13 protein-coding genes and 1 other annotated feature are annotated in these 12,113 nt (G+C 60.9%); of the genes, 5 read left to right on the top strand and 8 right to left on the bottom strand.

The genetic code is table 11. The features are described 5' to 3' along the window. Positions 1-10: 10 nt before the first annotated feature. The 3 genes from DevBK_RS09105 to DevBK_RS09095 form a co-directional block, all read right to left on the bottom strand. The gene (locus DevBK_RS09105; protein ID WP_317185193.1) at positions 11-322 is read right to left on the bottom strand and encodes a DUF6894 family protein; all 312 of its coding nucleotides are present in this window, start codon (positions 320-322) and stop codon (positions 11-13) included. A 64-nt stretch (positions 323-386) separates the two neighbouring features. Continuing rightward, positions 387-926 (bottom strand): flavin reductase family protein, encoded by a 540-nt coding sequence (locus DevBK_RS09100; protein WP_317185192.1) that lies wholly within the window; start codon positions 924-926, stop codon positions 387-389. Positions 927-1,052: 126 nt separating this feature from the next. Beyond that, positions 1,053-1,655, bottom strand: coding sequence for a superoxide dismutase (locus DevBK_RS09095; protein WP_061908040.1), 603 nt, complete (start codon positions 1,653-1,655; stop codon positions 1,053-1,055). A gap of 195 nt (positions 1,656-1,850) precedes the next feature. Between DevBK_RS09095 and DevBK_RS09090 the strand changes: the two genes are divergently transcribed. The 4 genes from DevBK_RS09090 (at position 1,851) to DevBK_RS09075 (ending at position 4,951) form a co-directional block, all read left to right on the top strand. Further along, positions 1,851-2,456 (top strand): helix-turn-helix transcriptional regulator, encoded by a 606-nt coding sequence (locus DevBK_RS09090; protein ID WP_244487052.1) that lies wholly within the window; start codon positions 1,851-1,853, stop codon positions 2,454-2,456. Then, positions 2,453-2,941, top strand: a complete 489-nt coding sequence (locus DevBK_RS09085; protein ID WP_061908042.1) for a group III truncated hemoglobin — start codon at positions 2,453-2,455, stop codon at positions 2,939-2,941. Before DevBK_RS09090 ends, DevBK_RS09085 begins: the two co-directional genes overlap by 4 nt. A gap of 146 nt (positions 2,942-3,087) precedes the next feature. Continuing rightward, positions 3,088-4,020, top strand: coding sequence for a manganese catalase family protein (locus tag DevBK_RS09080; RefSeq protein WP_317185191.1), 933 nt, complete (start codon positions 3,088-3,090; stop codon positions 4,018-4,020). Between the two features lie 97 nt (positions 4,021-4,117). Then, entirely contained in the window at positions 4,118-4,951 is an 834-nt protein-coding gene (locus DevBK_RS09075; protein WP_317185190.1) for a Ku protein, read from the top strand. Here the strand turns inward: DevBK_RS09075 and DevBK_RS09070 are convergent. The 4 genes from DevBK_RS09070 to DevBK_RS09055 all read right to left on the bottom strand — a co-directional run bounded on the left by DevBK_RS09070 (position 4,948) and on the right by DevBK_RS09055 (position 10,242). After that, positions 4,948-5,826 (bottom strand): Ku protein, encoded by an 879-nt coding sequence (locus DevBK_RS09070; RefSeq protein ID WP_317185189.1) that lies wholly within the window; start codon positions 5,824-5,826, stop codon positions 4,948-4,950. The genes DevBK_RS09075 and DevBK_RS09070 overlap by 4 nt on opposite strands. Before the next feature lie 90 nt (positions 5,827-5,916). Further along, positions 5,917-7,518: an FAD/NAD(P)-binding protein gene (locus DevBK_RS09065; RefSeq protein WP_317185188.1), complete on the bottom strand. Its 1,602-nt coding sequence runs from the start codon at positions 7,516-7,518 to the stop codon at positions 5,917-5,919. A 157-nt stretch (positions 7,519-7,675) separates the two neighbouring features. Further along, positions 7,676-9,157, bottom strand: a complete 1,482-nt coding sequence (locus DevBK_RS09060; RefSeq protein WP_317185187.1) for a SulP family inorganic anion transporter — start codon at positions 9,155-9,157, stop codon at positions 7,676-7,678. Positions 9,158-9,218: 61 nt separating this feature from the next. Then, positions 9,219-9,274 (bottom strand) — a sequence feature (sul1 is cis-regulatory element that is thought to sense ions involved in sulfur or methionine metabolism; They are found in Alphaproteobacteria). Between the two features lie 62 nt (positions 9,275-9,336). After that, positions 9,337-10,242 carry a LysR family transcriptional regulator gene (locus DevBK_RS09055; RefSeq protein ID WP_317185186.1) on the bottom strand — a complete coding sequence of 302 codons (906 nt, stop codon included), beginning with the start codon at positions 10,240-10,242 and terminating at the stop codon, positions 9,337-9,339. Between the two features lie 16 nt (positions 10,243-10,258). Here DevBK_RS09055 and DevBK_RS09050 point away from each other — a divergent pair, with 16 nt between their 5' ends. Beyond that, positions 10,259-11,185 (top strand): NAD(P)H-binding protein, encoded by a 927-nt coding sequence (locus DevBK_RS09050; protein WP_317185185.1) that lies wholly within the window; start codon positions 10,259-10,261, stop codon positions 11,183-11,185. Here DevBK_RS09050 and DevBK_RS09045 read toward each other — a convergent pair. Next, entirely contained in the window at positions 11,163-11,996 is an 834-nt protein-coding gene (locus DevBK_RS09045) for an alpha/beta hydrolase (RefSeq protein ID WP_317185184.1), read from the bottom strand. The genes DevBK_RS09050 and DevBK_RS09045 overlap by 23 nt on opposite strands. Positions 11,997-12,113 lie beyond the last annotated feature (117 nt).

Raw genomic sequence — 12,113 nt, 5'->3', positions numbered from 1 at the left:
ATTGCAAAAATCAGTGCACGCTCGCCGGCGTCACCGGGGTGCCCTCGCTGCCAATCTTCGGCCCTTCCCAAAACACTACATAAAGCAGCTCCTCGCCGCCCGCATCGGTGATTTCGATGGTCCGTGGCAGCTTGGTTTCGCCCCCTTGCCCCGCCAGTCGCTCGATGATCGCCTTACCCATTTCCGCCGCCTGCGTTTCCGCGGCGTCGAGATCGGCGAGTTCGCTGCCCGCTTCGTCGCGGATCAGTTCCTCATCGGTGCGATAGTGGAAAAAGTAACGTGGCAAGACCGCCTCCTCAGCGCCGGCACTGGAGGAAAACATCTCGCCTCCAGCGCGGTTCAACCTGAATCGGGAAAACGCTGTCAGTGTGGCACTTTGGACCGCTTCAGTCCAATTCCGTCAACGCATGATAATCGTGCCGCTGCCAGAGCAGCGGCTGCCGGTCCTCATGCGTCTCGACATCGACGATCGCGCCCGCAAACAGCACATGCGTCCCCGTCGCGATCGAGCCGATCACTTCGCAATCGAGCACCGTCATCGCCCCGTCGAGCTGCGGATGTCCCGATGGCCATTGGTGCCATGTCCCAAGCGTAAACCGCTCCGCCTGCGCCACCTTGCCGGCAAAGGCATTGGCAATCTCGTCCTGTCCCGCTGCCAGCATCGACAGCGAAAACCCACCGGTCTTGGCGATCAAATCCGCCAGCCGGCTCATGATGTCGATCGAAATCAGAATAGCCGGCGGCGTCGCCGAAAGCGACATCACCGCCGTCACCGTGCGCCCAACCCGCTCCTCGCCCCGCCGCGCCGTCACCACCGAGACACTCGCCGCCATCGACGCCATGGCGCTCCGGAACTCGGCCGAACCCACCACCGGCCGTCGCGTCGGCCGCAGCGTCATGCTCTCAGGCAATTCAAAATCAGGCATCACGCTACTCGAAAGTGTCGATGGTTGCGGGGTCACTCGATTTCACCGCGTCATTCCCGCGAAAGCGGGAATCCCTTTTGGTAAGCGAGACCCCCACTTTCGCGGGGATGACGCTGCGTACGGGTGTCAGCCCAAATTCGCTTCCGCAAACTCATAGTTCGCGAGCTTGTCGAGGAAGTTCGTCACATAATCCGGGCGACGATTGCGGAAGTCGACATAGTAGGAGTGTTCCCAAACATCGAGGCCCAGCAGCGGCTTGCCTTCGCCAGTCGCGAGCGGGTTCGAGCCATTCGCCGTCTTGGTCGCTTTGAGCTTGCCGTCATTGCCGAGCACGAGCCAGGCCCAGCCCGAACCGAACTGCGTGGTCGCCGCGGTCTTGAACGCGTCCTTGAACGCATCGACCGACCCGAAGTCTTGCGTGATCTTGGCTTCGAGCTTGCCCGGCAGTTTGCCGCCGGTGGGGGAAAGCGCGTTCCAGAAGTGGATGTGGTTCCAGTGCTGGCCGGCATTGTTGAAAACAGGCGCGAGGTCTGCCTTGTCCTTGGCAAAGAGCACGATTTCTTCGAGGCTCTTGCCCTGCAGATCCGGGTTCTTTTCCACAAAGCCGTTGAGCGCGGTCACATAGGCCTGGTGGTGCTTGCCGTGGTGCAGTTCCAGCGTTTCCTGGCTCATGCCGGCATTGGCAAGGGCATTGGTCGAATAGGGCAGGGTGGGCAGTTCGAAGGCCATTTGAGGCTCCTTTTGCATTGTGCATCGGGAAAATCGAAGCACCTCGCTTGAGGTTCCTTCCGGCCCGGCTTGCCATCTGCGGCTAACCGGACTATTTTCCAAGCAATGACTTTGAAAACCCTTCCGCCCAATATGTCAAGTTCAGACTTGGAAAATCCGGCCTGGTCCCCCCGCAGCCCGCGCGAGCGTGTGCTGATGGCGCTAAAAATGCGCTCGGGCCTGTCGTCCGGCGCCATCGGCCAGGAATTGGGGATCACCGGTGAGGCCGCGCGCCAGCAATTGCTGCGCCTCGCCCAGGAAGGCCTCGTCGAAGCCATGGCCTCCTCGACCGGCGTCGGACGCCCGACCCAGCTCTGGTCCCTGACCCCAGCCGCCCAGTCGCGCTTCCCCGATACCCACGCGGCGCTCACCGTCCAGCTTCTCGAACTCGTCGAAACCACCCTCGGCCCCAACGCGCTCGATGCCGTCATCACCGCCCGCGAAACCCTCACCCGCGAGGCCTACGAAGCCGCCGTCGCCGATAAAACCGACCTCAAATCCCGCACCGCCGCGCTCGTCGATCTCCGCACACGCGAAGGCTATATGGCCGAGTGGCGCGAAGAGCCCGATGGCTCGCTCCTCCTCATCGAAAACCATTGCCCGATCTGCGCCGCCGCCACTGCCTGCCAGGGCTTTTGCCGCGCTGAGCTCGATGTCTTCCGCTCGATTCTCGGCCCCGAAGCCCAGATCGAGCGCGAGGAACATATCGTCAGCGGTGGCCGCCGCTGCTCCTATCGCATCACGTCCGAGACCGTCTCATGACCGATCCCCGCCCACCCGCCGGCACGCGCCTTCACCGCATCGGCTGGGATACGCCCGAGGGGCTCGACGAAGCCATGATCGCCCGCGTGGTCGTGAGCTTTTATGCCGCCGCCCGCCGCGATCCGGTCATCGGCCCTGTCTTTAATCGCGTCATCCCCGAAGCCCACTGGCCTGCCCATATCGCAACGATCACCGATTTCTGGAGCTCCATGCTCCTCGGCACCGGCAAATATGGCGGCCGGCCCATGCCCAAGCACATGGCCATCCCCGAACTCAGCGATGCCCATTTCATGCGCTGGCTCCGCCTCTTCCGCGAAACCGTCGACGCCCTCTGCCCGCCCGACATCGCCGCCCTTTTCACCGAGCGCTCCGAACGCATCGGCAACTCCTTCCGCATGAACATCGCCATGCGCCGCGGCGAAGACATCACCCATATGGGCCCGCTCAAACGCGAAGCCGACACGGCCGTCTGGAAGCCTGAATAGGTCTATCCACCGCCGTGAACCCGCCCTGATCTCGCGAGATTTTCCCGCGGCAGCAGACTGACAACCCGCAAATGAAACCGAGGATGGTTTCAGGAACATCGCCATGTGCGCTCCGTTGGCCCTGCAGCCAATCAGGAGACTTGTCCATGTTTATGCGTGTCGACCGTCTGATCACCGAATTGCCTCCGCCGAAAAAACAGGACCCCAATGCTGCCGCAGCGCTTCAGGAATTGCTCGGCGGCAAATATGGGGAGCTGTCGACGCTGGGGAACTACATGTTCCAAAGCTTCAATTTCCGCAGCAAGGACAAGCTGAGGCCGTTTTACAGCCTCGTTGCCTCGATCACTGCCGAAGAACTCGCCCATGTCGAACTCGTCAGCAATGGCGTTGCCATGCTCAACAATGGCCCCGACAAGCGCGGTGGCGATAAGGGCGATGGTGGCGATATCAGCAAGTCGCCCTTCGAAGCTATGCAGGACATCCGCCTCGCCTCGGCGTTTCTGTCCAATGGCGGCGGTGCAACCCCGGTCAACGCCAATGGCGTCTCGTGGAACAACGACTTCATCACGACGACCGGCAATGTCATCTTCGATCTCCTCCACAATTTCCATCTCGAATGCGGCGCGCGTCTTCACAAGCTGCGCGTTTATGAGACGCTGAGCGCCGACGATGCCACCGGCCGCGAAGTCTGTGGCTATCTCCTGGTCCGTGGCTCAGTCCACGCCCATTCCTATGCGCTGGCCCTGAAGAAACTGACCGGCGTCGAAATCGAGAAAATGCTGCCCACGCCCAACATTCCGCTCTCCAAAATTCCGGAATGCCAGAAATACCTCGACGAGGGCTCGCACCGCCGGCTCTACACCTGGAGCCAGGACGACTATAAGGAAATCTCGGGCATCTGGTCCAACGATGAAGTCGCGCTGCCGACCGATCCGCCGGGGCCGCTGGAAGTGGTCGAAGGCATGCCGGAAGGCGGCAAGATGCAGCAGCTTGTCGGCGTCCCCTCCGCCTTCACGCCAGATTATGCGCCCGAAGAGTTCTTCGAAATCGCATCCAAGCTTTACAAAGCCTCGCGCTAATTCGCTTTGGGCCCTGCTCACCAGCGCAGGGCCTTTCTAACCGCGCGGAACATCCCGCAGGGCCCCGCGTTTTCCGCCTGTTCTCAGGAGGTCGCAAATGGCAGGTCGTCCCTATTGGAAGGGCTTTTTGAAGCTCTCTCTCGTCACCTGTCCGATCACCCTTACCCCCGCGACCACCGAGGGCGAAAAGGTTCGGTTCCACACCCTCAATCGCAAGACCAATTCCCGCATTTACACGCGCTATGTCGATGCCGTTTCCGGCAAAACGGTCGAGCGCGATGATCAGGTGCGCGGTTTTGAAAAAGGCGAGGACGATTATGTCGTGCTCGAAGAAGACGATCTCGATGCCGTGCAACTCGACAGCACCAAGACGATCGACATCCAGGAATTCGCGCCTGAGGACACGATCGAATGGACGTATTTCGATACGCCCTATTTTCTCGTGCCCGATGCCGAAATCAGCGAGGAAGCCTTCAGCGTCATACGCCAGGCCATGGCCAATAAAGGCGTGGTCGGTATTTCCCGTCTCGTCATCGGCGGCCGCGAACGCGCGGTCATGCTCCAGCCCTGGGAAGAAGGCATCGTCCTCTGGACGCTGCGTTTCGGCGACGAAGTGCGCGATGAAGATGAATATTGGGAAAAGGTCGACGACCACAAAGTCGATAAGAAAATGATGGGCATGGTCGAAGAGCTCATCAAAAAGCGCACGACCAAATGGTCCGAAACCATGGTCGAGGACCCCGTGCAGGATCGTCTCCTCGACATCATCAAATCCAAGAAAACCCAGAAGCCGGCGGCCAAGTCAGCAAAGAAGATCGAAGCCGAGGACGAAGACAGCGCGCCGAGCAATGTCATCGATCTCATGGCTGCCCTCAAGAAAAGCCTCGAGGGCAAGCCGGACGATACCCCGAAGCGAAAGCGCCGCAGCTAACTGGCTTTGCGGCGCGGGGCGGGCTTCGTTTCGCCCTCGGCCTTTTTGCGGCTCGTCGTTTTCTTAGGTGTGCCTTTCTTCTCGGGCGCCTTGTCCTCTTCTTTGCCGCCGGCACTCATCCGCAGCGCTTCCAGCAGATCGTTCTTTTTGGTCGGTTCGGGGCGCTTGAGCGGAATCACCTTGCGCCCATCGATCTTGGCCTTCACCAATTCGGCCAGTGCATCCTCGTAGCGGTCTTCGAACGCGCTGGGGTCAAAGCTGCCGGCTTTTGTCTCCAGGATATGCTCGGCAAGTTCGAGCATTTCCGCATCGATCTTGCGTTTGCCGATATCCTTGAAAGCCTCTTTTGCCGAGCGGACTTCGTAATCGAAGTTGAGTGTCGTCGCGATCAGCCCCTTGCGATGCGCCCTGATCAGCACGGGCCGTAATCTGCGGAACAGCACGGTATGGGCAATTGCCGCCGCCTTCTGGTTGCGCAACGCTTCCCGGATCAGCACGAAAGCCTCTTCGGCCGCATCGGATGCTGGCAGAAGATAATAAGGCTTGTCGAAATAGGTCGTCTCGATCTGCCCGCAGGTGATGAAATTATCGACCTTGAGCACCTTGTCGCTGTCGGGCACCGCAGCAGTGATTTCTTCGGGCTCGAGCACCACGTAGTGGCCCGCACTCGTCTCATAGCCCTTGACCTGATCTTCGCGCTCGACTGGTTTGTCGGTCTTTTCGTCGACATAGAGCCGTTTGAGCCGATTGCCCGTCTTGCGATTGAGTAGGTTGAGCGAAATACGCTCGGAGGTCGTGGCTGCCGTATACATTTTGACCGGGCACGCGATCTCCGCGATCTTGATCGCCCCGCTCCAGATTGCCCTCGCAGCCATCAGCCAACCTCCATGTCACCTGGAAAAACGAGATCTGCGGAAACCCGTTCCACACTGATGCACGGGAGCGTTTTCCGGCGGCTTCAGCCGTCAAATTGCATCCGCAACGAGCTTTGCCGCATCGGCGCACGCAACGAGTCCCTGGGCAAACGGATAGCGCTTCATCATGATCGGGATGGAGAGGCAGAAAATATCCGACTTCGGCTGACCTCTGAGCGGCACGCGGAATTGGTGCTCCGCGGCTTCCCCCTCGCTGCGCTTGAGAAAATCCTCGACATCGACGGCCTGATCCAGCTGCTCAAACCCGAGATCCGCCAGCGACACCATCACCTGTCCACGTGCATCGATCAGCGTCCTGAAACTCTGCTCTTTCTCGACGCCAACCAGCTCGAACGCGCCGGCGCGATAGATGATCTTGCCGCTGTCACCTAAGGCAATCACGTCGAGGCACCCGGCCTGATGCAAAGCTAAAAGCCGCTCAATGGATTTATGCGGAATGCAGCCATAGGCATCGGCAAAGACCGGCGTCAGGTGGGTTCTGAACGTCTTGAGATCCTTGCTATCGAAGTACGGCACGATCTCGCTGAACACTTCATGGGCCCGCATCAGCGTATAGCGCCACATCACCGTGCGTCGCTCGCGATAGTTCCGCTCGGATTCGCGCAGGTTCTGAGCAATCGCCTTGAACCCCTGGCGATCGCGCCGCATCTCGAAGTAGGCTTTGGCAAAAGCCTCCGGCGTAAACCGCTTCAGCCCCAATCGCGCAAGAAATTCGGGATCGTCCGTCGCCAATTGCTGCTTGAAGAGCTTCATAGCGCGACCGAGAAATCCCGTCTTCCCTTCAGCTTGCAAGGCTTCGAGACGCGCCGGCGTGAAGATCAGTAGCGGCTCTTCGGGGATGGGATAGAAAAAGTCGGCATCAGGGATAATCCCCTTGCGCGACGTCATGACGAGACGGATAGGCGAGGGGCCTTTCGGCTCATATCGAAACGCCGTCCCCTCCGCGATGAACGTGCCGTGTTGGGAGGCAAGTGCCACCACAGCATCGATCCCGCTCAACGATGATCCGAGGATCAGCGCCGCAAGGTCTTTGTCCAGCGTTAGGTTCTGCGTCGGATAGGGCGAACGATAAAGCCGTGTCGGCCGTTTCAGCTTTCCGAAATCCGTTAGATGACCCGTCGCCAGAATAACGCGATCGAACCGACGATGCGCCGTCTTTTCGCCCGACCGCGTCAAGACCGAGGTCCCGTCCTTTACCGGCTCGATATCGACGACATGCGTATCCGTTTCGACGGTAATCGCATGTCCCGCCGCTGATCCCGCTTCCATCAATTGGCGCAGTTGATCGACGTAATAGGCCCCGAGCAAGATCCGCGGATAAAAATCTCGATCGCCAACCGCCTCCCGATCGATCCCAAAACGCTTGAGGAATTTTGCGTCACGGGCCCGCACCCAATCGGCGAGAGAGACCAATACCGGCGGAATTTCAATTGAGGTGATGTTCGCCATCATCTCGGGCGTATTATGCTCTTCCGAATAGGGAATGCCGCAGCCGGCGACCTTGCCGGCCTCGAAGATGGTGACCGAATAGCGTCCTGATTTTTGCAGCAGGTTCTTGAGCGTATAGACGGCAGTTGGCCCGCCACCGACAATGGCGACTTTGGTCACGCTCTTTGTCAGCGTCTGGTGCATCCGGGTTCTCTCGATTAGCGACCCTGACTAACGCTGGGGAGATCGTTTCAGACCCGGCCGACCAAAGTTTTTCTGCAAGAAACGTCCGGAAGTCCTGCAAAGCGGTCATGCAAGCGAACGCCAGGGCAAAATCCCCGGCGTCCGCTATGCTTTAGGTTTAGTGTCCCAAAACCTTCGCGATCGCATCTGGCCGATCATGCTGGGCGAACTTGTCCATGATCGTCGCACTCGCTCCATTCATGCCGATCACCTCGACCGCGACATTGACGCGCCGGAACTTCAACACGGCCTGATCGACGGCATTCACCCCCGTCAGATCCCAGATATGGGCCCGTGTCAGGTCGATCCGGACGCGCTGCAGTGGTTCGGCAAAGTCGAACGCCTCGAGGAATTCTTCGGCCGAAGCAAAGAACAATTGCCCCTCGACCGCATAGTGGCGCTCGCCGGGGGCGGCCAGATCGGACGACACCCGGAAAACCTGCGACACTTTCCACGCAAAGAAGAGCCCCGATAGCAACACGCCGACCCCAACGCCGAGCGCCAGATTATGCGTGCCCACAACGGTGATCACGGTCGCAAGCATCACGAGGCTCGACCGCCGAGGGTGGTGCGCAAGATCGCGCAGCGACGACCAGGAAAATGTCCCGATCGACACCATGATCATGATGGCAACGAGCGCCGGCATGGGAATGAGCCCTACCCATTCGCCCAGCACCATCAACAAAAACAGCAGGAACGCTCCCGCCGTAAAGGTCGAGAGCCGCGTCCGGCCACCTGATCTGACATTGATGGTGGATTGCCCGATCATGGCGCAGCCGCCCATGCCGCCGAAAAAGCCACTGGCGATATTGGCTATGCCTTGGCCGATGCTTTCCCGGTTCTTGTCGCTCTTGGTATCAGTCATGCCATCGACGATCGAGGCCGTCAGCAGACTTTCGAGCAGCCCCACTGCCGCCACCGCGATCGAGGTCGGCAGGATGATCTGCAGGGTTTCGAGCGTCAGCGGCACATTGGGAAACAGCAAGACCGGCAAGGCATTGGGCAGCGCGCCGAGATCGGCGACCGTCCGCGTATCCACCCCGAAGGCCAGCGCAATCCCCGTAAGCACGAGAATGCAGATCAGCGGCGAGGGCACAGCGCGCGTCAGTCGCGGAAAGAGATAGATGATGGCAAGACCGAGCGCGATCATCACATAGGACTGCCACGTCACTCCGATGAGTTCGGGAAGCTGCGCCATGAAGATCAGGATCGCGAGCGCATTGACGAAACCGGTCATCACCGAGCGCGACACGAAGCGCATGACCGAACCGATCCGCAACCACCCGAGCCCGATCTGGATGACGCCGGCAAGGATCGTCGCCGCCAGCAGATATTGCAGCCCATGTTCCCGCACGAGTGTCCCGAACAACACGGCCGTCGCGGCGGTTGCCGCCGAAATCATGGCCGGTCGCCCGCCTGCAAATGAAATGACGATGGCGATCACCACCGAGGCGTAGAGCCCAACCTTGGGGTCGACCCCAGCGATAATGGAAAAGCCGATGGCCTCAGGGATGAGCGCCAGGGCGACGACGATACCGGCAAGGATATCGGCGCGAATATTGGAAAACCAGTTGCGGTGGATGGTTTGCGAGAGAGACATGAAAACACCAAGAAGCCAGCGCGGTCCTCAAAGGAACCCGGCACGAAAATCGGCTTTGCTTGATTGTCCGGCGGATCGGCGGCCGGAAGAGCCACCCGGAATTGCACCGGGTCCAGGATGAATGATCCTCTCATGCCAGATCGCGCCCCACCCGGCAAGGCTTCTGCGTCGGTGATCGATCACCCCGCCTGGCTTTGGCAAACCGTGATAAAGGCCCGCAACGGCGCCCCAGCGAACCGGCTCGGGTAGTAAAGCCGTGGCCCATCCAGCACCGGCCAATGCTTTTCGAGCACCGGCACCAGCGTCCCCGCGCGAAAATCCGCCTCGCACCAATTTCTGAAAACGCCGATGATCCCCATCCCGGCGCGCGCATAGCTCAAGCCGCTATCAAAGGCATTGACGCTGATGACGAGCGAACGCTGCGGCTCGACCATCACCGTTTCCCCCGCCGCGTTCCGCAACCGCCATGGCAGCAAGGTCCCCCCAGGCAGCCTGTAGCGGATCGCCGCGTGGCCGGTCAGGTCCTCAGGCAACTCCGGCTTCGGATGAGCATTCAAATAGTCCGGCGACGCCGCAAAAGCCATCTGCTGGGTCCGCGGCCCGATCGGGATCGAAACCATATCCTTGGCCAGATGCGCGCCATAGCGGATCCCCGCATCGCACCCAGCCGCGATGATATCAACGCGATCATTCTCGACGACGATTTCGATCTCGACCTCGGGATGCAGCCGCTGGAATTCTGCGATCAACGGCGGCAGGATGTCGGGCACGACGGCGCCGGGCACATTGAGCGCCAGCCTCCCGCGCACCGTCCCCATCGAATTGGCCGCCTCGCTCACCGCTTCCTCGACCTCATCAAAGAGCGGCCGAATGGTATCAGCCAGCCGGCGTCCCTGTTCGGTCGCTCTGACGCTGCGGGTCGAGCGCAGCAAGAGCGGCACGCCAAGCTCCGCCTCGAGCCGCGCCACCGTGGTGCTCACCCGTGATGGCACCGTGCCCAGCCTGAGCGCCGCCGCCCGAAAGCCCCCTGCATCCAGCACCGCGAGGAAAATCTTCAATCGATCCGGCGAGACACTGTTCTTCATGGAGAACAGCCTATTCTTGGCTAAGCCGATTATCAACGCGCATGAGAACAGCCAGATTGCCGCCAACACGGAGATCATCATGCTCGTCATCACCGGCGCATCCGGCCAACTCGGTCGAAAGATCGCCCAAAACCTCCTCGCCCGCGTCCCCGCCAACCGCATCGCCGTCAGCGTGCGCGACCCAGAAAAGGTCGCCGACCTCACCGCGGCCGGCATCCGCGTGCGTCAGGGCGATTTCGACGATGCCGCTAGCCTCCGCCACGCCTGGCAAGGCGCCGAGCATCTGCTGCTGGTATCCTCCAATGCCGCAGCCAGCGGCGGCGATCCGCTGGCCCAGCACGCTACGGCCATCGCCGTTGCCCGGGAGCTGTCGGTAAAGCACGTCTTCTACACGAGCCAGATCGCGAGCTCTTCGACCTCACACTTCCCGCCCGCCCTGACCCATGCGGCCACCGAAGCCATGCTCGCCCAGTCCGGCCTAGCCTGGACCGCCCTCCGCCATGGTTTCTATGCCGATAGCGCCCTCGCCATGAACGCCCGCGGTTTTGCGAGCGGCATGCTCGCCGCCCCGGTGGATGGCAAGGTGTCCTGGACGACCCACGACGATCTCGCGGCCGCCGATGCCGCGCTGCTTGCCGGCGCCGAAACCATCGATGGCCCAACGCCACCCCTCACAGGCGCCGAGCCCCTCGACCTATCCGATCTCGCCCAATACGCCACGACCATCCTCGGCAGGCCTGTCACCCGAGAAATCCTCGACGACGACATCATGCTGGCAAATGCTACCGCCGGTGGGGAATCCCCAGAACGCATCGCTATCATGATGGGCTATTATCGCGCCGCCCGATCCGGCGAATTCGCCGCCATCGATCCGCTCCTCGAAAAACTCATCGGCCGTCCGCCCCAAAGCATGAGCGCCTTCATGGCCGACCGGCTCCGCTGAGCAATCCAACGCGCGCTGAGTTTAAGAAATCCAGCACCGCACCATTGAACACCTCTGGCCGCTGCACTGGCGCAAAGTGGCTGACATCCTCCAGAAGGACGAACTCAGCGCCTGGCACCGTTTCGGCAACATAGCGCGCATGCTCGACGCGGATGAATTCGTCCCGCTCCGCTTGCGCCACCGTCACCGGCACGGCGATCGTCTGCAAATCCGCGGCCGAATAATCCGGCTGGCTCCCTTGCATCACCTGCAGCGCCGCACTCATCTCGTCGAAGCGTTCCGGTCGCGGCGACAGCGCCGCATAGTCCTTTTGGTGCCGTGTGAGGCAATTGCCGATCGTGTCGGTCATCACGAAAGGCAAGCTGCCGGTCGCGTCCACATTACAGGCAAAATAGAAGACGCCTGCCACCCGCTCGGGCGCCGCCTTGGCCATGGCAAGCCCAGCGCATGCCCCGTCGCTCCAGCCGACCACGGCCGCGCGGGAAATCCCTAGGACATCGAGGATCGCCAACGCATCCCCGGCAAATTGCTCATAGGAAAAAGGCGTCCCGCCCCAGCCACTTCGCCCTTGGCCGCGACTGTCCATAACGACTACCCGAAAACCCGCCGCCAGCAGCACCGGCACCTGATGCCCGAAATTGGTTGAGTTCCCCATGCCGCCATGGAGCAGCATCACTGCCGGACCCGCGCCATAGCTCGCATACCAAACGCCGACGCCATTCCGATCCAAAACGGTGCCCCCCGCCGGCAGGGCAGGGGGACCGTCCTTGGCAAAGGCCTCAAGCCCATCATCCCGGAAAGTGCGATCCATTCTGTTCCTCCATCTGTGACACCAGCGCGACGAACGAACAGACCAGGCTTCGACACCCAGCGTTCCCAGCCGTCTAGTATCCCAGCCAGCTATGCCCCCAGCCATCCACGGCGTCAT

The sequence above is a fragment of the Devosia sp. BK genome (assembly GCF_032907385.1).
Lineage (GTDB): Bacteria > Pseudomonadota > Alphaproteobacteria > Rhizobiales > Devosiaceae > Devosia.
Note: the sequence above shows the minus strand (reverse complement) of the source record. Positions and strands in the feature narration are given on the sequence as shown.

Bases quoted from the DNA above. Each gene is read 5' to 3' on its own strand.
- DevBK_RS09105 (WP_317185193.1), bottom strand. From the start codon at position 322: ATGTTTTCCTCCAGTGCCGGCGCTGAGGAGGCGGTCTTGCCACGTTAC.
- DevBK_RS09100 (WP_317185192.1), bottom strand. From the start codon at position 926: ATGCCTGATTTTGAATTGCCTGAGAGCATGACGCTGCGGCCGACGCGA.
- DevBK_RS09095 (WP_061908040.1), bottom strand. From the start codon at position 1,655: ATGGCCTTCGAACTGCCCACCCTGCCCTATTCGACCAATGCCCTTGCC.
- DevBK_RS09090 (WP_244487052.1), top strand. From the start codon at position 1,851: ATGGCGCTAAAAATGCGCTCGGGCCTGTCGTCCGGCGCCATCGGCCAG.
- DevBK_RS09085 (WP_061908042.1), top strand. From the start codon at position 2,453: ATGACCGATCCCCGCCCACCCGCCGGCACGCGCCTTCACCGCATCGGC.
- DevBK_RS09080 (WP_317185191.1), top strand. From the start codon at position 3,088: ATGTTTATGCGTGTCGACCGTCTGATCACCGAATTGCCTCCGCCGAAA.
- DevBK_RS09075 (WP_317185190.1), top strand. From the start codon at position 4,118: ATGGCAGGTCGTCCCTATTGGAAGGGCTTTTTGAAGCTCTCTCTCGTC.
- DevBK_RS09070 (WP_317185189.1), bottom strand. From the start codon at position 5,826: ATGGCTGCGAGGGCAATCTGGAGCGGGGCGATCAAGATCGCGGAGATC.
- DevBK_RS09065 (WP_317185188.1), bottom strand. From the start codon at position 7,518: ATGCACCAGACGCTGACAAAGAGCGTGACCAAAGTCGCCATTGTCGGT.
- DevBK_RS09060 (WP_317185187.1), bottom strand. From the start codon at position 9,157: ATGTCTCTCTCGCAAACCATCCACCGCAACTGGTTTTCCAATATTCGC.
- DevBK_RS09055 (WP_317185186.1), bottom strand. From the start codon at position 10,242: ATGAAGAACAGTGTCTCGCCGGATCGATTGAAGATTTTCCTCGCGGTG.
- DevBK_RS09045 (WP_317185184.1), bottom strand. From the start codon at position 11,996: ATGGATCGCACTTTCCGGGATGATGGGCTTGAGGCCTTTGCCAAGGAC.